This is a genomic window from Pseudomonas sp. NPDC087804 (assembly GCF_044742965.1).
In the GTDB taxonomy this organism is placed as follows: domain Bacteria; phylum Pseudomonadota; class Gammaproteobacteria; order Pseudomonadales; family Pseudomonadaceae; genus Aquipseudomonas; species Aquipseudomonas rustica.
Genome location: NZ_JBIUVN010000012.1, coordinates 31,401 through 55,895 on the forward strand (window position 1 = coordinate 31,401; position 24,495 = coordinate 55,895).

At 61.9% G+C, this 24,495-nt stretch carries 2 protein-coding genes and 1 pseudogene; all 3 read left to right on the forward strand.

The annotated features are described in order from the left end of the window. Position 1 precedes the first annotated feature (1 nt). Positions 2 to 14,322: pseudogene (locus ACIOMO_RS16630) on the forward strand (non-ribosomal peptide synthase/polyketide synthase); the annotation flags it as partial. A gap of 12 nt (positions 14,323 to 14,334) precedes the next feature. Next, positions 14,335 to 23,403 carry an amino acid adenylation domain-containing protein gene (locus tag ACIOMO_RS16635; protein ID WP_401242240.1) on the forward strand — a complete coding sequence of 3,023 codons (9,069 nt, stop codon included), beginning with the start codon at positions 14,335 to 14,337 and terminating at the stop codon, positions 23,401 to 23,403. Positions 23,404 to 23,487: 84 nt separating this feature from the next. After that, on the forward strand, positions 23,488 to 24,450 hold the full coding sequence (locus tag ACIOMO_RS16640) for an alpha/beta hydrolase (RefSeq protein ID WP_401242141.1): 963 nt from the start codon (positions 23,488 to 23,490) through the stop codon (positions 24,448 to 24,450). Positions 24,451 to 24,495: the final 45 nt, after the last annotated feature.

A 24,495-nucleotide genomic window follows, 5' to 3' on the forward strand; every position in this document is an offset into this window, starting at 1 on the left:
AATGACTCAGCTCGATAACCTGTCTCTGGTTCAGCGATTCATCCGTTTGCCGCTCGCCCAACGGCAAGCGTTTCTGCAAAAAATGCAGAGCAAGAACATGAGCTTTGCGGCGTTGGGAATTCCCCCGGTGCGCGATGAGTTTGAAACGATTGGCTTGTCGTTCGCGCAGGAGCGTCAGTGGTTCCTCTGGCAACTCGACCCGCACAGCGCCGCTTACCACGTGCCGACGGCGTTGCGTTTGCGCGGTGCTCTTGATCTGTCGGCATTGCAGCGCAGTTTCGATGCCTTGCTCGAACGCCATGAAGTGCTGCGTACGGTGTTTGTCGATGGCGCGGACGGCCCGATTCAGGTAGTCCAGCCGCGACTTAGTCTGCCGCTGACTCCGCAGGTGCTGGACACGCCGCCCGACGATGCAGGCCTCAAGGCGTTGATCGACGCTGAAATCGCCACGCTGTTCGACCTGCAACAAGGCCCGTTGCTGCGGGTCAAGCTGCTGCAAATCGCGCCGGATGATCATGTGCTGGTGCTGACCCAACATCACATTATTTGCGATGGTGCTTCGGCGCAGATCATGGTCGATGATCTGGTCAAACTCTACGCCGCGCACAGCAGTGGCCAGCCAGCCAACCTCGCGGCTTTGCCGATCCAATACGCCGATTACGCGATCTGGCAGCGCAAGTGGATGGAGGCCGGTGAGCTGGAGCGGCAACTGGCGTACTGGACCGAACGTCTGGGCGATGGCGGCGAAGTTCTGCCATTGCCGACGGATCGTCCGCGTCCGGCGGTGCAAAGTCATCGCGGCGCGCGTCTGGATCTGAGCATTGGCAGCGAGCTGAGCGAACGTCTGAAACAGTTGGCCCAGCGTGAAGGCATGACGTTGTTCATGGTCTTGCTGGCGTCGTTCCAGGCCTTGCTGCATCGCTACAGCGGTCTGGCGGATATCCGCGTCGGCGTGCCGGTGGCCAACCGTAATCGGGTCGAAACCGAAGGCCTGATCGGCTTCTTCGTCAACACCCAGGTGCTGGACGCTCAGGTGCAGGGCAGCATGCCCTTCAAGGCATTGCTGGCCCAGGTCAAACAGGCGTCGTTGGGCGCGCAAGCGCATCAGGATCTGCCGTTCGAGCAACTGGTGCATGCCCTCGCACCAGATCGACAGTCGAGCCACAACCCGCTGTTCCAGGTGATGTTCAACCATCAGGGCGGCGCGGCGGCGCAGGCGTTGCAACTGCCGGGGCTGCAAGTCGAAAGCCTCGACTGGAGTTCGCACACCGCCCAGTTTGATTTGACCCTCGATACACATGAGGCTGACGGCGCACTGGCAGCCACCCTGAGTTACGCCACCGACCTGTTCGATGCTGCCACCGTGCAGCGCATGGCCGGGCATTGGCTGAACCTGCTGCACGGCATCGTCGCAGACCCGCAGCAACGTATCGGCGAACTGCCGTTGCTGGACGCCAGCGAACAGCAACAGAACATTGCCCAATGGAATCCGAATCCACGGAGCTTCCCGACTGAAGCCTGCGCGCACCACTTGATTGCACAACAGGCGCGTCTGCGGCCTGACGCGGTCGCCGTGCGTTTCAACGAGCAGACCCTGAGCTACGGCGAACTCAATCGTCAGGCCAACCGCCGTGCTCATCAGTTGATCGCCCTCGGTGTCGGCCCGGACGTGCTGGTCGGTCTGGCTGCCGAGCGTGGTGTGGAAATGATCGTCGGCCTGCTGGCGATCCTCAAGGCTGGCGGCGCGTACGTGACGCTCGACCCGACTTATCCGCAGGATCGTCTGGCTTACATGATCGAGGACAGCGGCATTCAACTGCTGCTGAGCCAGGCTGCGCTGGCCGGTCAATTGCCAGTTCCAGAAGGCGTGCAAACGTTGCTGCTGGACAGCGATGTCAGCGCGTTCGCCGACACCGATCCGCAAGTGATGATGGCGTCGTCGAACCTTGCCTATGTGATTTACACCTCCGGTTCGACCGGTAAACCCAAAGGCACGTTGCTGCCGCACCAGAATATTTTGCGTTTGTTCGAAGCCACCGAGCCGTGGTTCGGTTTCGGCCCGACAGACGTCTGGAGCCTGTTCCATTCCTATGCATTCGACTTCTCGGTGTGGGAGATTTTCGGTGCGTTGCTGCACGGCGGCGAACTACTTGTGGTGCCGTACGATGTCAGCCGTTCGCCGCAGGACTTCCATGCGCTGCTGTGCGACGCCGGGGTCACCGTGCTCAACCAGACGCCGTCGGCGTTCAAGCAATTGATGCACGTGGCTTGCGCTGATGCTCGGGCGAATGCCTTGCGTTACGTGGTGTTTGGCGGCGAAGCGCTGGACGTGAAATCCCTGCGTCCGTGGTTCGAGCGCTTCGGCGATGCTGCCCCGCAACTGATCAACATGTACGGCATCACCGAAACCACTGTGCACGTGACGTATCGTCCATTGTCGGTGGCGGATCTTGAGCAGGACGCCAACAGCCCGATTGGCGAACCAATCCCTGACTTGTCGTGGTACGTGCTCGACGGCGAACTGAACCCGGTGGCCAAGGGTTGCATCGGTGAGCTGTACGTCGGCCGTGCCGGTCTGGCGCGCGGTTATCTGAACCGTGGTGACCTCACCGCACTGCGCTTTATCCCCGATCCATTCGGCGAGAGCGGGGCGCGTCTGTACCGCACCGGCGACCTTGCGCAATACCGCAGCGACGGCGTGATCGAGTACGTCGGACGTATCGACCATCAGGTGAAAATCCGCGGTTTCCGCATCGAGCTCGGCGAAATCGAAGCACGCCTGAATGCCCTCGATGCCGTGCGCGAAGCGGTGGTGTTGGCGCAGGACGGGCCGAGCGGACAGCAACTGGTCGGCTACGTGATTGCCGCGCACAGCGTCGACAACGAAGCCGATTTACGCGAGCAACTGAAGGCACAACTCAAGGCCGATCTGCCGGATTACATGGTGCCGACGCACCTTCTGTTCCTTGAGCAATGGCCGCTCACCGCCAACGGCAAGCTCGACCGCAAAGCGCTGCCGCCAGCGGACGCCAGTCAAGTTCAGCAGGATTACGTGGCGCCGCAAAGCGAGCTGGAGCAACAGATCGCGGCGATCTGGCAGGACGTGCTGAAACTTGAGCGTGTCGGCCTGACCGACAACTTCTTCGAACTCGGCGGCCACTCGCTGTTGGCCACGCAAATGGTTTCGCGCATTCGCCAGACCCTCGGCCTCAACCTGCAACTGCGCCAGTTGTTCGAAAACGCCAGCCTCAAAGCCTGCGTCGCCGCGCTGGAACAAACTCAAGTGGCCAAGCCTGCGAGCATCCCTCGGGCGCCACGTGATCAAGTACAACTGCCATTGTCGTTCGCTCAGCAACGTCAATGGTTCCTCTGGCAAATGGAGCCAGCGAGCGCGGCGTATCACATTCCGGCGGCGCTGCGTATTCACGGCGCGCTGGATCTGAACGCGCTGCAACGCAGTTTTGCCGAGCTGATCCAGCGCCACGAAAGCCTGCGCACGACCTTCGTGCAGGTCGATGAACAAGCGTTCCAGGTGATTCATGCCGAACAGGCGCCGATCCTGCTGCCGGAGATTCTTGACTGCACCTCGGACAATGCTGCCGAGCAGACTCAGGCCTATGTGCAGCGTCAGATCAGCCAGCCGTTCGACCTGCAAAACGGCCCGCTGCTGCGCGTCGGTTTGGTGCAAGTGGCGCGCGAAGAACATGTGCTGGTGTTGACCCAGCATCACATCGTTTCCGATGGCTGGTCGATGCAACTGCTGGTGCAGGAATTGATTCAGCGCTACGCCGCGTATAGCCAGGGGCACTCGGTCGAGTTGGCCGCGCTGCCGATTCAGTACGCCGATTATGCGGTCTGGCAGCGCCAATTGATGGCGGCCGGCGAGCGTGAGCGCCAGCTCGATTACTGGACTGGCGTACTCGGCGGTGAGCAGCCTTTGCTGGAACTGCCGACTGATCGTCCGCGTCCGGCGCGGCAGAGTTTTGCCGGCGCACGTCTGGCCATCGACCTGCCGCCGCTGCTCAGCCAGCAACTGCGGCAACTGGCCCAGCGCGAGGGCAGCACGCTGTTCATGCTATTGCTAGCCTCGTTCCAGAGCCTTTTGCATCGCTACAGCAATCAGTCGGACATTCGCGTTGGCGTGCCGATTGCCAACCGCAACCGGGTCGAGACCGAAGGCCTGATCGGCTTCTTCGTCAACACTCAAGTACTCAAGGCCGAGGTCGATCCGCAGCAGCGTTTCAGTGCTCTGCTGGCGCAGGTCAAACACGCCGCCATCGGTGCCGAGGCGCATCAGGATCTGCCGTTCGAACAATTGGTCGAGGCGCTGCGTCCGGAACGCAACCTGAGTCACAGCCCGCTGTTTCAGGTGTTGTACAACCATCAGAGTGCCGGGCGTCAGGCCCTGCCGGCGTTGCCGGGGCTGGTCATCGACGCGCAGGATTGGCACAGCCAGACCGCGCAGTTCGACCTGACCCTCGACACTCTTGAGGCAGACGGCCAACTCAGCGCCGCGCTGACCTACGCCACCGACCTGTTCGACGCCGCCACGGTGCAGCGCATGGCCGGGCATTGGCTGAATCTGCTGCACGGCATCGTCGCCGACCCGCAGCAACGCATCGGCGAACTGGCGTTGCTGGACGCCAGCGAACAGCAACAGAACATCGCCGAGTGGAACCCGAATCCACGCAGCTTCCCGAGCGAAGCCTGCGCGCACCAACTGATTGCCGAGCAGGCACGTCTGCGGCCTGACGCGGTCGCCGTGCGTTTCAACGAGCAGACCCTGAGCTACGGCGAACTCAACCGTCAGGCCAACCGCCGTGCTCATCAGTTGATCGCCCTCGGTGTCGGCCCGGACGTGCTGGTCGGTCTGGCTGCCGAGCGAGGTCTGGAAATGATCGTCGGCCTGCTGGCGATCCTCAAGGCTGGTGGCGCGTATGTGCCGCTCGACCCGACTTATCCGCAGGATCGTCTGGCTTACATGATCGAGGACAGCGGCATTCAACTGCTGCTGAGCCAGGCTGCGCTGGCCGGTCAACTGCCGGTGCCGGGCGGCGTGAAGACCTTGCTGCTGGACAGCGATGTCAGCGCGTTCGCCGACACCGATCCACAGGTGACGATGGCGTCGTCGAACCTCGCTTACGTGATTTACACCTCCGGTTCGACCGGCAAACCCAAAGGCACGTTGCTGCCGCACCAGAATATTTTGCGTCTGTTCGAAGCCACCGAGCCGTGGTTCGGTTTCGCCCCGACGGACGTCTGGAGCCTGTTCCATTCCTACGCGTTCGACTTCTCGGTGTGGGAGATTTTCGGTGCGTTGCTGCACGGCGGCGAACTACTTGTGGTGCCCTACGACGTCAGCCGTTCGCCGCAGGACTTCCATGCGCTGCTGTGCGACGCCGGGATCACCGTGCTCAACCAGACGCCGTCGGCGTTCAAGCAATTGATGCACGTGGCTTGCGCTGATGCTCGGGCGAATGCCTTGCGTTACGTGGTGTTTGGCGGCGAAGCGCTGGACGTGAAATCCCTGCGTCCGTGGTTCGAGCGCTTCGGCGATGCTGCCCCGCAACTGATCAACATGTACGGCATCACCGAAACCACCGTGCACGTGACGTATCGTCCATTGTCGGTGGCGGATCTTGAGCAGGACGCTAACAGCCCGATCGGCGAACCAATCGCCGACCTGTCGTGGTACGTGCTCGACGGCGAACTGAATCCGGTCGCCAAGGGTTGCATCGGTGAGCTGTACGTCGGCCGCGCCGGTCTGGCACGTGGTTATCTGAACCGTGGCGACCTCACTGCACTGCGCTTTATCCCCGATCCATTCGGCGAGAGCGGGGCGCGCCTGTACCGCACCGGCGACCTCGCGCAATACCGCAGCGACGGCGTGATCGAGTACGTCGGGCGTATCGACCATCAGGTGAAAATCCGTGGTTTCCGTATCGAGCTCGGCGAAATCGAAGCACGCCTGAATGCCCTCGATGCCGTGCGCGAAGCGGTGGTGTTGGCGCAGGACGGGCCGAGCGGTCAGCAACTGGTCGGCTACGTGATTGCCGCGCACAACGTCGATAACGAAGCCGATTTGCGCGAGCAACTGAAGGCACAACTCAAGGCCGATCTGCCGGATTACATGGTGCCGACGCACCTGTTGTTCCTTGAGCAATGGCCGCTGACCGCCAACGGTAAGCTCGACCGCAAAGCGCTGCCGCAAGCGGACGCCAGTCAGGTGCAACTGGATTACGTGGCGCCGCAAAGCGAGCTGGAACAACAGATTGCCGCGATCTGGCAGGACGTACTGAAACTTGAGCGTGTTGGCCTCAGCGATAACTTCTTCGAACTCGGCGGCGACTCGATCATCTCCATTCAGGTGGTCAGTCGTGCACGCGCGGCGGGCATTCGTTTCTCGCCGAAAGATCTGTTCCAGCATCAGACCGTACAGGCGCTGGCTTCAGTGGCGCAGACCGGCACTGACCAGCAAGCAATCGATCAGGCCCCGGTTCAGGGCGCCGCGCTGCTGTTGCCGATCCAGCAAGCGTTCTTCGCCGAGGCGATTCCCGAGCGTCACCACTACAACCAGTCGGTACTGCTGAAACCGGCCAGCGCGTTGCAAGCCGAACTTGTCGAACAAGCCTTGCAGGCCCTGGTGCAGCATCACGATGCCTTGCGTCTGTCGTTCAGCGAAAGCGCTGAAGGCTGGCGCGCCGAGTACCGTCAAGCGGCGTCGGAAAACCTGCTGTGGGTGCGCGAAGTCGCCGATGCAGCGGCGCTGGAAACCCTGGCCAATCAGGCCCAGCGCAGTCTGGATCTGCAAGCCGGGCCGTTGCTGCGCGGGGTGTTGGCGAACCTCGCCGATGGTACTCAACGGCTATTGTTGGTGATCCATCACCTGGCGGTGGACGGCGTGTCGTGGCGGATTCTGTTCGACGATCTGCAAACCGCTTACAACCAACTGCACGCCGGGCAGGCCGTGCAACTGCCGGCCAAGACCAGTTCGGTTAAAGCCTTCGCCGAACAGTTGCAGGCTCACGCCCGCAGTGCCGAACTGCAGGAACAATTGGCCTACTGGCAGGCGCAGTTGAGCGACGTGCAGGGCGACTTGCCGTGCCTCGATCCAAAGGCCAGCGCGCTCAATAGTCAGGCTGTCACCGTCGATACGCGACTGGACAAGCAACTGACCCGACAACTGCTGCAAGAAGCCCCGGCGGCGTATCGCACGCAGGTCAACGACCTGTTGCTGACCGCGCTGGCGCGGGTGATTTGCCGCTGGAGCGGGCACGCCAGCACCTTGATCGAGTTGGAAGGCCATGGCCGCGAAGAGTTGTTCGCCAACATCGACCTGACCCGCACCGTCGGTTGGTTCACCAGTATGTTCCCGGTGAAACTGACCCCGGCGGCTGACCTCGCCGATTCGATCAAGTCGATCAAGCAGGGCTTGCGCGCGATTCCCGATAAAGGCGTCGGTTTCGGTGCGCTGCGTTTTCTCGGTGACGACGCCACTCGTGCGGCGTTGCAGGCGCTGCCGCAACCGCGCATCACCTTTAACTACCTGGGCCAGTTCGACGGCAGTTTCGATGAAGCGCAGGGCGCGTTGTTCAGCCCCGCCAGCGAAGGCGCCGGCGACGAGCAGAGCCCGCTGACCACGCTCGGCAACTGGCTGACCCTCAATGGTCAGGTGTTCGACGGTGCGTTGAATCTGGGCTGGACGTTCAGTCGTCAGCAGTTCGATCCGGCGCTGATCCAGCAGTTGGCCGATGACTACGCCGCTGAACTGGCGCTGCTGATCGCGCATTGCTGCGAACCGAGCAATCAGGGCATGACGCCGTCGGACTTCCCGTTGGCCGACTTCACTCAGGCGCAGCTTGATGGTCTGGCACTGGCGGCGCGTGCGGTGGATGACATCTATCCGTTGGCGCCGATGCAGCAGGGCATGTTGTTCCACAGCCTCTATGAAAACGGTAGCGGGCATTACATCAACCAGATGTGCCTGGACATCGAAGGCCTCGATCCACGACGTTTCGAAAATGCCTGGCAGGCCGCCGTCGATGCCCACGATATTCTGCGCAGCAGTTTTATCTGGCAGGGCAGCGAGCGCCCCCTGCAAGTGGTGCACAAACAGGTGCGCGTGCCATTCACGTCGCTGGACTGGAGCGCTCGCGCCGATGTCACGTCAGCACTCGCTGAACTGGCTTCGGCAGAGCTGGCGCAGGGCTTTGATCTGGCCTGCGCACCGTTGTTGCGTCTGGTGCTGGTGCAGACCGGCGCGCAGCGTTATCACCTGATTTACACCCATCACCACATCCTGATGGATGGCTGGAGCAATTCGCAGTTGCTCGGCGAAGTGCTGCAGCGTTATGACGGCCAGACCTTGCCGCGTCAGGCCGGGCGCTACCGCGACTACATCAGTTGGCTGCAAGGGCGCGATACCAAGGTCAGTGAAGCGTTCTGGCTGGAGCAACTGCATTCGTTCGAGGCGCCGACCCGTCTCGCCGAAACCCGTTTCGGTGTTGACAAAGCGGCGTTCGCCAGCAACCACGCCAGTCACTACCACTGGTTGGACAAGGCGCAGACCCAAGCCCTGAGCGAATTTGCGCGTACGCAGAAAGTCACCCTCAATACCGTCATCCAGGCCGCCTGGCTGATGCTGCTGCAGCACTACACCGGGCATGCCACCGTGGCTTTCGGTGCGACCGTGTCCGGACGGCCGACCGAGCTCAAAGGCATCGAGCAGCAGATCGGCCTGTTCATCAATACCTTGCCGGTCATCGCCAGCCCTCGGCCGGAGCAATCGGTGTCGGCCTTGTTGCAACAGGTGCAGGCGCAAAACGTCGCCCTGCGCGAGCACGAGCACACGCCGCTGTTCGAGATCCAGCGCTGGGCCGGGCAGGGCGGTGAGGGCTTGTTCGACACCTTGCTGGTGTTCGAAAACTACCCGTTGTCGGACGCGCTGCAAGCGCAGGCACCGTCAGGGCTGAGCTTCGGCACCGTGGACAATCAGGAACAGACTAATTTCCCGTTGACCCTGGCCGTTAATCACAATGACACCCTGAGTCTGCACTTTACTTATGCCCACGCTGCTTTCCCTACACACACCGTCGAGCGCCTGGCTGAGCAGGTGGCACACGTGCTCGCGCAGATGGTGAGCACGCCGGCCGGCCGCAGCCTTGGCGAGATCGACTTGCTGGGCGATGTCACGCGCACGCTGTTGTTGCGCGACTGGAACGCCACGACTGTCGCAACGGCCGAGCACCATCAGGTGCAGCAATGCATCGAAGCGCAGGCGCGCTTGACGCCGGATGCCGTGGCGCTGGTGACCGAGCAGACCACGCTGACCTATGCGCAACTCAATGCCCAGGCCAACCGTTTGGCCCATGCCTTGATCGCGCGCGGCGTCGGCCCCGACGTATTGGTCGGTCTGGCGATGTCGCGTGGCGTGCAAATGGTGGTCGGCTTGCTGGCGATTCTCAAGGCTGGCGGCGCCTATGTGCCGCTGGATCCGGCGTATCCGCAGGATCGTCTGACCTACATGATCGAGGACAGCGGCATTGTCCTGCTGCTGACTGAAACCAGCCTGCAACCACGTTTTGCCGATGTCGCAGTGACCACGCTGTTGCTCGATCAGCCGGCGCATTGGCTGGATGCTTACAGCGAGCGCGATCCGCAGGTGCTGATCGATGAGCACAACCTCGCCTACGTGATCTACACCTCCGGCTCCACCGGCCAGCCGAAGGGCGTGACGCTGCGCCATGGCGGCCTGAGCAACCACATGCAGTGGATGCAGGAATGCCTGCAACTGACGCCTGCGGATCGCGTCCTGCAAAAAACCGCGATCAGCTTCGATGCGTCGGTCTGGGAATTCTGGCTGCCGCTGATGAACGGCGCGCAACTGGTGCTGGCCTCGGCGCAATTCAATCTCGACCTGACCACGCTGTGGGCCGACGTCGCGCGACTGCGCATCAGCGTGCTGCAAATGGCGCCGTCGCTGTTGCAGGCGCTGTTGCCGCTGGCGAGCCGTGAACAACTGACCTCGTTGCGGCTGTTGCTGTGCGGTGGCGAGGCGCTCAGTGCGCACCTTTCACGTGAAGTGATGGCGCTGTTCGACGGTGAGTTGCGCAATCTCTACGGCCCGACCGAAGCGACCATCGACACCAGCAGCCACACGGTGCCGCGCACGGTCGCAGACGACGCGCGAATCATGCCGATCGGGCGCCCGATCAACAACGTGCGCACCTACGTGCTGGACGCGGCGCTGCAACCTTGCGCCATCGGTGCGACGGGTGAGTTGTACATCGCCGGTGATTCTCTGGCCCGTGGTTATCACCAGCGCGGTGCACTGACTGCCGAACGCTTTATTCCTGATCCGTTCGCCGGTTTTGGCGGTCGTCTGTACCGCACCGGCGACCTGGCGCGTTATGCCGAAGACGGCGTGATCGAATACATCGGTCGTATCGACCATCAAGTGAAGATTCGCGGTCTGCGCATCGAACTCGGTGAAATCGAAGCGCGCTTGCAAGCGCTGCCTGAAGTGCGTGATGCGGTAGTGCTGGCGCGGGAAGAACTGAGCGGGCCGAACCTGGTCGCGTATCTGGTCAGCCACGACAACAGCCTCGACGCGGCGCCTCTGGCCGAACAACTCAAAGCGCAATTGGCCCGGCAGGTACCGGATTTCATGGTGCCGCCCCACCTGATCTTCCTTGACCAATTGCCGCTGACGCCTAACGGCAAACTCGATCGCAAGGCCTTGCCAGCACCGGACACTCGCGCGCATCAGTCGGTTTATCTGGCGCCGCAGAGCGAGCTGGAATGCAAGGTCGCGGTGATCTGGCAGGACGTACTGAAAATCGACCAGGTCGGGCTGGCTGACGACTTCTTTGAACTCGGCGGGCACTCACTGCTGGTGGTCAATGTGGTCTCGCGCCTGCAACTCGAACTGGGCCTGAAGCTGACGCCCCAACTGATATTCCAATTCCCGGTGCTGGGTGCGTTTGTCGCGCAACTCGAGCAGTCCGGCGAGCAAATGAGCACGTCGAAATTGAGCAAGCTTGAAGCGCTGCTTGATGAATTTGAGGAGGTTTGATGGACACCGCTGTCGCACAACGTATTGCCAGGCGCTTCATAACGCTGCCGCTGGAAAAACGTCGCCTGTACTTGCAGAAAATGCTCGAAGAGGACGTTTCCCCGGCGAACCTGCCGATTCCGCCTGTCAGTGCCGAGTTCGACACCTTGTCGTTGTCTTTCGCCCAGGAACGCCAATGGTTCCTGTGGCAGCTGGATCCCGAAAGCGCGGCGTACCACATGCCCACGGCCCTGCGTTTGCGCGGGCCGCTGGACGTGGCTGCACTGGAGAAAAGTTTCCATGCGCTGGTGGCGCGCCACGACAGTCTGCGCACCACCTTCGTGCTCAACGGCGAGCACGCTGTGCAGCAAGTCCACGCGGTTTCGCCAGTGCAGCTGCAAGCGCAAGTGCTGGCGCAGAGGCCGGACGACACGCAACTGCGCCACTTGATCGAAGAAGAAACCCGCCAACTGTTCGACCTGCAACAAGGGCCATTGCTGCGCACACGTCTGCTGCAACTGGCACCCGACGATCATGTGCTGATCGTGACCTTGCACCACATCGTCTCCGATGGCTGGTCGATGCAGGTGATGGTCGAGGAACTGGTCAAAAGCTACGCCGCGTTCATTCAAGGGCAGGCGCCGGTGTTGCCCGAGTTGCCGATCCAGTACGCCGACTATGCGATCTGGCAGCGCCACTGGATGGAGGCGGGCGAGCGTGAGCGTCAACTCGAATATTGGATCGCGCGCCTCGGCGGTCAGCAACCGGTGCTCGAATTGCCGAGCGATTTTGCCCGCCCGGCGGTCATGAGTTATCGCGGTGCCCGTCTGGAACTGGACATCGACGCGGCGTTGGTCAGCGGCCTCAAGCAGATGGCGCAGCGCGAAGGGGTCAGTCTGTTCATGATCCTGCTGGCCTCGTTCCAGGCTTTGCTGCATCGCTACAGCGGTCAGAACGACATCCGCGTCGGTGTGCCGACGGCCAACCGTAATCGGGTGGAAACCGAGCGCCTGATCGGATTTTTCGTCAACACCCAAGTGCTCAAGAGCGAGGTCGACAGTCAGGACGCGTTCAGCGCATTGCTGCAGCAGGTCAAGCAGACTGCGCTGGGCGCGCAGGCGCATCAGGATCTGCCGTTCGAGCAATTGGTCGAAGCGCTGCAACCCGAGCGCAACCTCAGTCACAGTCCGCTGTTCCAGGTGATGTTCAATCACCAGACCCAAGGCCTGTCGACTGCAGCGCCGGTGGGCGGTTTGAAAGTCGAGGGTTTGCGTTGGGATAGCCACAGCGCGCAGTTTGATCTGACCCTGGAAACTGTCGAGCACAGCGACGGCCTGTCGGCGGCGCTGATCTACGCCACCGACCTGTTTGGCGCCGACACCGTTGCGCGCATGGCCGGGCATTGGCAGAACCTGTTGCGCGGGATTGTCACCAACCCTGGCCAGTCCATCGGCGAACTGCCGCTGCTGAGCGCCGCCGAGTATCAAGCACAGCTCAACGACGGTAACCGCAGCGTCGCGCCGGCACCTGAAAAAGGCTTCGTTCATCAGCTGTTTGAAGCGCAAGCGGCGCGCACCCCCGATGCTCCGGCGTTGGTGATTGATGGCCAGCGCTTGAGCTACGCGCAGCTCAATGCCCGGGCCAACCAGTTGGCGCGCAAGCTGCAGACCCTTGGTGTGGCGCCGGATGTGCTGGTCGGTATTTCGGTCGAGCGCAGTCCGCACATGCTGGTAGGCCTGCTGGCGATCCTCAAGGCGGGCGGCGCCTACCTGCCGCTGGATCCGGTGTTCCCGCAGGATCGTCTGGCGTACATGATCGACGACAGCGGCATCGATTTGCTGTTGACGCAGAGCTCGCTGCTCAGCCACTTGCCCGTGCCGGACTCGCTCACCACGCTGGTGCTGGATCAACAGGGCGATTGGCTCGACGGCTTTGCCGGCGAGGATCTGCCGACACGTCTGCACGGCGAACATCTGGCCTACGCGATCTATACCTCCGGCTCGACCGGCCAGCCGAAAGGGGTGATGGTTCGCCACGCTGCGTTGACCAATTTCGTCGCCAGCATGGCCAAGGCGCCGGGCATGGTGGCGCAGGATCGCGCGCTGTCGTTGACCACGTTCTCCTTCGATATTTTTGGCCTGGAAATCTATGTGCCACTGATGGTTGGCGCCTGCATTGTCCTGACCGGGCAGGAAGTCGCGCAGGATCCGTACGCGGTGCTGGCGCTGATTGCTGCCGAGCAGGTCAACGTGGTGCAAGCAACGCCGTCGACCTGGCGCATGCTGCTCGACAACGAAAACGCCGCGCAACTGCGCGGTTGCAAGTGCCTGTGCGGTGGCGAAGCACTGCCTCAGGAACTGGCGGTGCGCATGCTCGCCCTCGGCGGTGAAGTGTGGAACCTCTACGGGCCGACCGAAACCACGATCTGGTCGGCGTTGCATCCGCTGCGCGCGCAAGATGCGCAACCGTGGCTGGGCGGGCCGATCGACAACACCACGCTGTACATCGTCGGTGCCGATTTGCTGCCGGTGCCTTATGGCGTGGCCGGCGAGTTGCTGATCGGCGGTGAAGGCCTGGCGCGCGGTTACTTCCAGCGTCCGGCGCTGACGGCCGAACGGTTTGTGCCGCACCCTTATGCCGCGATGGGCGAGCGTCTGTACCGCACAGGCGACCTCGCACGGCAGCGTGCCGACGGCATCATCGAATACCTCGGCCGCATCGATCATCAAGTGAAAATCCGTGGCTTCCGCATTGAATTGGGCGAGATCGAAGCGCGTCTGCTCGAACAGGACGCCGTGCGCGAAGCCACCGTGCTGGCCCAGGATGCTCCGGGTGGTCAGGCGCTGGTGGCCTACGTTGTGCCAAGCGCTGATCTGAGCACGCTGGATGCCGACGCACAAAGCCGTTTGCGCGACAGCCTCAATGCGCGCCTCAAGATCAATCTGCCGGATTACATGGTGCCGGCGCACATGGTGCTGCTGGCGCGGTTCCCGCGGACGCCGAACGGCAAGCTCGATCGCAAACAGTTTCCCAAACCCGATGCCAGTCAATGGCGCAAAACCTATGTGGCACCGGAGACGCCGGTGCAACAGGCGGTAGCGGCGATCTGGGCCGAGATCCTCAAAGTCGAGCGTGTTGGCCTGAGCGACAACTTCTTCGAATTGGGCGGTCATTCGTTGCTGGCCACGCAAGTGGTGTCACGCATCCGCCAGCAACTCGAGATTCAAGTGCCGCTGCGCCTGCTGTTCGCCCACAACAGTCTGCAAGGGTTTGTCCAAGCGATGGACTCGGCGTCGACCGAGCAGGAATCGGTGATCAGCCGCGTTCCGCGAGAACAGCCGCTGGCCTTGTCTTTCGCGCAACAGCGGCAGTGGTTCCTCTGGCAACTGGATCCGACCAGTAGCGCTTATCACATCCCGGCGGCGCTGCGCTTGCGCGGCGCACTGGATCCAGCGGCGTTGCAACAGAGCTTCGATGCGCTGGTCGAGCGTCACGAAAGTTTGCGCACTCGCTTCGTGCTGGACAACGAACGTCCGGTGCAAGTGATCGAAGATGCTGCTGCCGTGACCATTGCGCTTGCAGCGGTCGATGCCGCGCTCGACGCGCAAGGCCTGCGCGGGTTGATCGAAGCCGAAACCCGGCAACTGTTCGATTTGCAGCATGGGCCGCTGCTGCGGGTCAAACTCCTGCAATTGGCAGTTGACGACCATGTGCTGATCCTGACCCAACACCACATTGTTTCTGATGCCTGGTCGATGCAAATCATGGTCGATGATCTGATGCAGTTGTACGCCGGTTTCAGTCAGGGTCGACCGGCTGCGCTGACGCCGTTGCCGATCCAGTACGCCGATTATGGCCACTGGCAGCGGCAATGGCTTGAGGCGGGGGAGCAGCAACGGCAACTGGATTACTGGACAGAACAGTTGGGCGGCGAACAGCCGATTCTTGAATTGGCCACCGATCATCCGCGTCCGGCGCAGCAAAGCTATCGCGGTGCGCGTCTGCCGATCAGCCTGGAACCGGCGCTGGCTGAAGGCCTCAAGCGTCTGGCAAAAGAGCGCAACACCACGCTGTTCATGCTGTTGTTGGCGAGCTTCCAGACCCTGTTGCATCGCTACACCGGGCAAAACGATATTCGCGTCGGCGTACCGATCGCTAACCGTAACCGGGTCGAGACCGAGCGCCTGCTGGGCTTCTTCGTCAACACTCAGGTGCTCAAGGCTGACATCGACGGCAACCTGCGTTTCGACCAGTTGCTTGATCAGGTCAAGCAGCGCGCATTGGGTGCGCAGGCGCATCAGGATCTGCCATTCGAGCAGTTGGTGGAATTGCTCGCACCCGCTCGTAACCTGAGTCATACACCGTTGTTCCAGGTGATGTTCAACCATGCCAGCGATGCGCGTCGCGCCGTTTCGACGTTGCCAGGCCTGAGCCTTGAAGAACTGACCTGGGACGCTGGCACCGCGCAGTTCGACCTGACGCTGGACACCTTCGAGTTCGATGAAGGCATCAGTGCGGCGCTGTCGTATGCCAGCGATCTGTTCGAACCTTCGACCATCGCTCGTCTCGGCGAACATTTCCTCAACCTGCTGCGCGCTATCGTCGCGCAGCCGACCCGACGCATTGGCGAACTGCCGCTGCTCGACGCGGCCCAGCGCCGAGTGATCGTCGAGGACTGGAACCACACATTTGCCGACTACCCGAACCAGCAGCCGGTGCATCATCTGATCGAAGCGCAGGTCGAGCGTGATCCGCACGCGCTGGCGCTAGTGTTCGAAGGGCAGTCGCTGACTTACCGTGAGCTCAACGAACGGGCCAACCGTTTGGCCCATGCCTTGATCGCACGGGGCATCGGCCCGGATGTGCTGGTGGGTATTTCGGCGCATCGCAGTCTGGAAATGGTGATCGGCTTGTTAGCCATTCTCAAGGCTGGTGGCGCTTACGTGCCGCTGGATCCGGAGTACCCGACCGAACGTCTGGCGTACATGATCGATGACAGCGGCATTCAGTGGCTGCTGACGCAGCAGGCGCTGCTCGACACCTTGCCGATTCCCGATCGCCTGCAGACGCTGTTGCTCGACGCCGATGACGCGTGGCTGGGCGACGCCGCATCAAGCAATCCGACGCCGGCGCTGACCGCGCACAATCTGGCGTACGTGATTTACACCTCCGGCTCTACCGGCAAGCCCAAAGGCGCCGGCAACAGCCACGGCGCGCTGACTAACCGTTTATGCTGGATGCAACAGGCCTATGAGCTGCGCGCTGGCGACAGTGTGCTGCAAAAGACGCCGTTCAGTTTTGACGTGTCGGTGTGGGAGTTTTTCTGGCCGTTGATGACCGGCGTACGTCTGGTCGTCGCGGCACCGGGCGACCATCGTGATCCGGCGAAACTGGTCAGCCTGATCGAGCGCGAAGCGATCACTACCCTGCATTTCGTGCCGTCGATGCTGCAAGCGTTTGTCCTCGATGCCAATGTCAGCCGCTGCACCAGCCTGACCCGCATCGTTTGCAGCGGTGAAGCGCTGCCGGTCGATGCGCAGCAACAGGTTTTCGCCAAGTTACCGAATGCCGGTTTGTATAACCTCTACGGCCCGACCGAAGCGGCCATCGACGTGACCCATTGGACCTGCCGCGATGAAGGTCGCGATGCGGTGCCGATCGGCGAACCGATTGCCAACCTGATGACCTACATTCTCGACGCCGAACTCAATCCGGTGCCGAGCGGCGTCAACGGCGAGCTGTACCTCAGCGGCCAAGGCCTGGCGCGCGGCTACCACCGTCGCCCGGAATTGACCGCCGAACGCTTCGTTGCCAGTCCGTTCGTGGCCGGCGAGCGCCTGTATCGCACCGGCGATCTGGCGCGCTATCGCCCGAACGGTGTGATCGATTACATCGGTCGCATCGACCATCAGGTGAAAATCCGTGGTTTCCGTATCGAGCTGGGCGAAATCGAAGCGCGCCTGCTGGAACATGACTCCGTGCGTGAAGCGGTGGTCGTCGCGCAGGACAGCCGCAGCGGCAAAGTCCTCAGTGGTTATGTCGTCGCCACGGAATTTGACGCGACGGACTGGCCGTCAATGCGCGAAACCTTGCAGGCGCATTTACGCCAGACCCTGCCGGAACACATGGTGCCTGCGCACTTGACCCTGCTGCAAAGCATGCCGCTGAGCCCCAATGGCAAGCTCGACCGCAAGGCACTGCCGGCACCTGACGTGGCTGAAGCCCAGCAAGCTTTCGTCGCGCCGATCAATGCGATCGAAACAGCGCTGGCGCAGATCTGGCAAGCGGTGCTCGGCGTGGCTCAAGTCGGTACGGCAGACAATTTCTTCGCCCTCGGTGGCGACTCGATCAACTCGATTCAAGTGGTCAGCCGCGCCCGACAGCAGGGCATAGGCCTGACGCCGAAAGACCTGTTTTTGCATCAGAACATTCAAGCGCTGGCGCGCGTGGCCACGGCGACTGAGGATGCGGTGATCGACCAAGGCCCGGTCACCGGCGACAGTCCGCTGGTGCCGATGCAGCAGTGGTTCTTCGCCAGTGATATTCCGCACCGCGAGCACTGGAACCAGTCGGTGATGCTAACGCCGCGCGAGGCGCTGAACGTCGCGCACTTGCAGCAAGCCCTCGCAAATGTAGTGGCGCATCACGACGCTTTGCGTCTGCGCTTTGTGCAGGCGAGCAATGGCGCCTGGCAGGCCAGCCATCAGGCGCCGACCGAGCAGGTGTCGGAAATCTGGCAACGCTCAGCCGAGGGCGCTGACGAAATCGTCGCCATCGCCGATCAGGCCCAACGCAGTCTCGATCTGCAAAACGGCCCGTTGTTGCGCTGCACATTGATTGCCGTGCAGGACGGCAGCGAACGTCTGCACCTGGCGATCCATCACCTGGTGATGGACGGTGTGTCGTGGCGCGTGCTGCTGGAAGATTTGCAGAATGCTTATCGTCAACTCAGTGCCAATCAACCGGTGACGTTGCCGGCAAAATCCACGGCGTTGAAAACCTGGGCCGAGCAGTTGCAGGCTTACGCGCACAGCGAAACGCTGAACAAGGAACTCGACTACTGGAGCCGTCAACTCGATCAGGCCTTGCCGGAGTTGCCGCGTATTCGTCCTGAGGGCAGTCAGGCGTCGGTGCATGGCCGTTCGGTCAATACGCGTCTGGATGCCGAGCAGACCCACCGTCTGCTCAAGCAGGCGCCGTCGGCGTATCGCACGCAGGTCAATGACCTGTTGCTCAGCGCCCTGGCGCAAGTGATTTGCCAGTGGACGGCGCAGCCGGCGTGTCTGGTGCAGCTTGAGGGGCATGGTCGCGAAGAGCTGTTCGATGGCGTCGACCTGAGCCGCACGGTGGGCTGGTTTACCAGCCTGTTCCCGGTGTTGCTGACCCCGGCGAAACAGCCAGCCGAAGCGATCAAACGCATCAAGGAACAACTGCGCGCGGTGCCGGAAAAAGGTCTGGGCTATGGCGTGTTGCGCTACCTCGGTACGGACGCTGTCCAGCAACGTTTGGCGCAATTGCCGCAAGCGCGGATCACCTTCAACTACCTCGGCCAGTTCGACCAGAGCTTCGATGAGCAGGCACTGTTTGTGCCGAGCGAAGAGGGCAGCGGGGCCGGGCACGGCGACGACGTCGCCTTGAGCAACTGGCTGACCATTGATGGCCGGGTGTTCAACGGACAGTTGTCGCTGGACTGGACGTTCAGCCGCGATGTCTTCGACGAAGCGGTGATTCAGCAACTGGCCGATGCCTACGCGGTAGCGCTGGAGCAATTGATTGAGCATTGCTGCACCCAGGAGCACTTGGGCCTGACGCCGTCCGACTTCCCGCTGGCGCGTCTGACCCAGCCGCAGCTGGATCGTCTGCCGGTGCCCGTGGCGCAGGTGGAGGATATTTACCCACTGTCGCCGATGCAGGACGGCATGTTGTTCCACACCTTGGCCGACGACAGTTCCGGTTTGTACATCAACCAGATCAGCCTGCCGGTGCACGGTCTGGACACCGAACGCTTTGCACAGGCGTGGCAATACGTGATCGGCCGCGAAGACATTTTGCGCACCAGTTTCCACTTCCCGGAAGGCTCGAATACCCCGGTGCAGATCGTCCATCGTCAGGTGGAGTTGCAACTGACGGTGGAAGACTGGCGCGTGCGAGACATCAATGAAGCCGCCGTCACCGAACGAGCGACCGCCGATTATCTGGCCGGTTTCGACCTCAGTCAGGCGCCATTGCAGCGCGTCTTGCTACTGCGTCTGGAAGACGATCGCTACCAGATGATCTGGACCTGCCATCACATCCTGATGGATGGCTGGAGCAGTTCGCGGTTGTTCGGCGAAGTCATGCAGTTCTACAGCCACGGCCAGGTGCAGGGCCGTAATGGTCGCTATCGTGAATTCATCGAGTGGCTGCAACGTCAGGATCAGGGTTCGCTGGAAAGTTTCTGGCGCAGTCGCCTCGAACCGCTGGAGCAGGCGACGTCGCTGAATCAGGCGATGTTCCCGCGACATGTCGAGGAACTGCCGGGGCACGAGGCGATTTATTCACGGTGGGACGCGGCGCAAACCGCGCGTTTGCAGCAGGCTTGTCGTGCCTTGCAAATCACCCCGAACACGTTGATTCAGGGGGCGTGGTTGCTGTTGCTGCAACGCTTTACCGGGCAGAACACCGTGGTATTTGGCGCGACCGTTTCCGGTCGCCCGGCCGGTTTGGCCAACGCCGACAATATTCTTGGCCTGTTCATCAACACCTTGCCGGTGATCCAGACCTTGCGGCCGGAACAGCCGCTGGATCAGTGGCTGCAGCAACTGCAGGCATACAACACCGATATTCGCGAGTTTTCCCATGCACCGTTGGCGGACATTCAGCGCTGGTCGGGGCTGGGCGGGCAGGGCTTGTTCGACAGCATCATCGTCTTCGAAAACTACCCGATCGACGAGCGTCTTAGCGAGCAGCAGGACAGCGGTCTGAGCTTCGGTGAGTCACGCAATCATGACGTGACCAATTTCCCGATGGACCTGGCAGTCAATCTCGGCGAGCAGTTGTCCATCGAGTATCTGTTCCTGCGTAACGCCTTCAGCCTTGAGGCGGTGGAGCAGATCCGTCGCACGCTGGAAGACACCCTTGAAGCGATGATCGCCGCGCCAAGCGTGTGCCTGGGCAACTTGCAGCGTTTGTCCGCGCAACAATGGCAAGCGTTTGAACAATGGAGCGCAGCGCCTGAGGCGAGTTATCAGGCGCAGTTGCTGCCCGAATTGATTGCTCGTCATGCGCAGTCGCGGCCTGAGGCCACGGCACTGGTCTGCGGTGACGCTACGCTGAGTTACGCTGAGCTGGAGCGTCGCGCCAACCGTCTCGCCCATCGACTGATCGAACTGGGTGCCGGGCCGGAAGTGGTTATCGGGGTGGCGCTGGAGCGTTCGGTGGAAATGGTCGTGGCATTGCTGGCGGTGATGAAAAGCGCTTCGGCGTATGTGCCGCTGGACATCGATTATCCGCCGGAGCGTCTGGCGTTCATGATCGAAGATTCGGCGATGGCGCTGCTGCTCACCCACACGCAGGTGCAAGATCGCTTGCCGGTGGTCGAGGGGCTGGCGCGTCTGGCTATCGATGAATTCGACGACAGCGCTTACCGCGACACACCTCCGGTCAGCGGCTTGCTCGCGGGCAATCTGGCGTATCTGATTTACACCTCCGGTTCGACCGGAAGGCCGAAAGGCGTCGCAGTGGCGCACGGGCCGATGAGCATGCACTGCCAGGCCATTGCCGAGCTGTACGACATGGACGAGCGCACCCGTGAGCTGCATTTCATGTCGTTTGCCTTCGACGGTGCCCACGAGCGCTGGCTGAGCACGCTGTTCAGCGGCGGCACGCTGGTGATTCGCGACGCCAGTTTGTGGACACCGGAGCAGACCTTCGAGGCCTTGCATCAGCACGCGATCACGATTGCCTGTTTCCCGCCGGCCTACCTTAAACAACTGGCCGAATACGCCGCGCACAGCCAATTGGCGCCGCCGTCGGTACGCGTATATTGTTTCGGCGGCGACGCGGTGCCGGATCAAACCTTTGAGCAAGTGAAAGCCGCGTTGCGTCCGCAATTCTTCACCAACGGTTATGGCCCGACCGAAACCGTGGTCACGCCGATGCTGTGGAAGGTGCCGGTCAGCGAGCGCTGTGAAGCGGCGTACGCGCCGATCGGTCGTGCTGTCGGCGAACGTGCGTTGTACGTGCTCGACGAAGATCTCAACCCGCTGCCGCCGGGCATCGCCGGCGAGCTGTACATCGGCGGCCAGGGTATCGCCCGTGGCTACTACCAGCGTCCGGATCTGAGCGCCGAGCGTTTCGTGCCGGACCCGTTCGGGCCGCCGGGCGATCGTCTGTACCGCAGCGGCGATCTGGTGCGCCAGCGTGCCGACGGTGTGCTCGATTACGTCGGGCGCATCGACCATCAGATCAAGGTGCGCGGGTTCCGTATCGAACTCGGCGAAATCGAAGCCAGTCTGCGTCAGCTCGCCGACGTCAGCGATGCCTTGGTGATCGCCCGCGACAGTGCCTCGGGTAAACAACTGATCGGTTATGTGGTGACGCCGCAGGGTGTGGCCATCGGTGATCGACTCAAGTCCGAATTGCGTGCGCAACTGCCGGACTACATGGTGCCGGCGCAGGTGATCTGCCTCGCCGCGCTGCCCGTCACGCCGAACGGCAAACTCGATCGCCAGGCCTTGCCGGAACCCGAGTTCAAAGGCGCGGAGTATGTGGCCGGGCGCACCCGTGACGAGCAATTGCTGGCCGAGGTCTGGGCCGATGTGTTGCAAGTCGAGCGGGTGGGCATTACCGACAATTTCTTCGAACTGGGTGGCGACTCGATCCTCAGCCTGCAAGTGGTGTCGCGGGTGCGCAACCACGCGGAGCTGAAGATGGATCTGAAATTGCGCGACCTGATGCGTGGACAGACCATCGAAGCGATTTTCGAACAGCGTTCAAGCGCAGTGGCGAGCGTGGTTGAAGACGTGACGCAGGTGGCGGCGGAAGGGCAGTTCAACCTGATTCCGATCCAGCAATGGCTGTTCGATCAACGCATGAGCGAGCCGCATCACTACAACCAGGCGTTGATGTTGGGTGCGCGGCAGGCACTGAATTTGCCGGCGCTGGAAATGGCCCTGCGCGCAATGATGCAGCAACACGACGCCCTGCGTCTGCGCTTCAGCGATGTCGGCGCGCGTCATTATCAGCATTACCAACCGCTGGCGGAGATGCAGGCGCAATGGGCCAACGAAGCGTTGCTGTGGCAGCACGAAGTGGCCGATGAAGCCGAACTGGAACTGTATGCCGAGCAGGTGCAACGCAGCCTCGATCTGCACAATGGGCCGGTGTGGCGCACGGCGCACGTGACGTTGCCTGATGGCGAAAGTCGTGTGCTGATGGTCATTCATCACTTGGTCATCGACACGGTGTCATGGCGTTTGCTGTTGCAGGATTTACAGGTGGCTTACGAGGCGTACAGCGCCGGTGGCTCACCGAACCTGCCGATTCGCACCAGCAGCTATCGCGCCTGGGCCGAAGGCTTGCAAGCCTACGCGGCGGATTATCCGCCCGAGGAAAAGGCCTGGTGGCTGGCGCAGATCGACCAGCCCGGCAGCGAGTTGCCGTGCGATAACCCGCGCGGCAAGAATCAGGTGCAATACCAGTCGGTGGCGCATTTGGGCTTGTCGGAACAGCACACCCAGCAACTGCTCAAGCAAGTGCCGGCGGTGTATCAGACGCAGATCAACGATGTGCTGCTGGCGGCGTTGAGCCGGGTGCTGTGCCGCTGGAGTGAGCAGTCTTCGGTGCTGATTCAGCTTGAAGGCCACGGGCGTGAAGATCTGGTCAAGGACATCGACTTGAGCCGCAGTCTGGGCTGGTTCACCAGCATGTTCCCGGTGCGCCTGATACCCGGCGAAAACGCCGACATCGGTACCTCGGTGCGCGCCGTGCAGCGGCAATTGGCGGCGGTGCCAAATAAAGGTCTGGGCTACGGCGTGCTGCGTCACATGAGCGGCGGGGCGATGGCCGAGACCTTGAGTCAGGCACCGCAGGCGCGCGTGACCTTCAACTATTTGGGGCAGTTTGACCAAAGCTTTGACGACAAAGCCATGCTGGTGCCGGCGGCAGAAAGCTACGGCAGTTGCTACAGCCCGCATGCTGCGCTGGGCAACTGGCTGGAAGTGGTCGGTCAGGTGTACGACGGGTGCCTGGCCTTGCGCTGCATCTATAGCACTCGCCGTTACCGCGCCGAGACTGTCGAGCAACTGATGCGCGAGTATCAGGCGGAACTGGAGGCGCTGATCGAGCACTGTGTCGCACAAGCGGCCTAAGTATTAGCCCTGATCCATCGTTATACACAGAGGAGCCCTTGCGGCTCCTCTTTTGTCTGTGGCTTTTTCATAAGGAAACCTGCGATGTCCCTGCATCCGGAACTCAATGCCTTCCTCGACTTGGCCGAAGAAAGCCAGGCCGATGGCCCCGGCCCGTTTCATTTGTCGACGCCGGCTCAGGCCCGGGAAGCCTTCGAGCGCACCACGGTGCAGTTGCGCTGGGGCGCGCCGGCGGATGTCAGTGTCGTGACGGTGCCGTACACCGCGCGTGATGGCGCCAGTCTGGAGCTGCGTTTATATCGGCCCGCCAATGCGCAGGCCGAGGCGCTGCCGGTGCTGGTGTATTTCCACGGTGGTGGTTATGTGGTCGGCAGCCTGCAATCCCATGACGGCGTGTGTCGCGAGTTTTGCGCGCGTACGCCGTGCGCGGTGTTGTCGGTGGGTTATCGCGTGGCGCCGGAACACAAATTTCCAACGCCGCTTAATGATGGTGCTGATGCCTTGGCGTGGCTGGCGCAGCACGCTGTGGCTGAAGGTCTGGATATCAACCGCGTGGCGTTCGGTGGCGACAGTGTTGGCGCGACACTGGCGACAGTGTTGGCCCTGCAAGCGGCGCTCGATCCGGCTTCGCTGGCAATCAAACCTTGCCTGCAATTGCTCTGCTATCCGGTAACGGACGCCTCCACCAGCAGCCCCTCGACCGAGCTGTTTGGCGAAGGTTATCTGCTGGAAAGCGAGACGCTGGAGTGGTTCTACCGGCACTACGCCAACGACGCGGCGGATCGTCTCGACTGGCGCTTCTCACCGCTGCTGGCGACGGATTACCAAGGCATGGCCCCGGCCGTCATCGCCTTGGCTGGCCACGATCCATTGCTCGACGAAGGCCGCGCTTATGCCCGGCGTCTGCAAGAGCACGGCGTAAGCGTGGAGCTGATCGAATACACAGGTTTGATTCACGACTTCCTGCGTCTGCAGAGCGTGGTGCCGGACATCGATAACGTCTACACCCAACTCACCCAAAGCCTGCGCACAGCCCTGTCACACTAAACACATCCCCTGTAGGAGCTGCCGAAGGCTGCGATCTTTTGCTCT

Bases quoted from the DNA above. Each gene is read 5' to 3' on its own strand.
- ACIOMO_RS16635 (WP_401242240.1), top strand. From the start codon at position 14,335: ATGGACTCGGCGTCGACCGAGCAGGAATCGGTGATCAGCCGCGTTCCG.
- ACIOMO_RS16640 (WP_401242141.1), top strand. From the start codon at position 23,488: ATGTCCCTGCATCCGGAACTCAATGCCTTCCTCGACTTGGCCGAAGAA.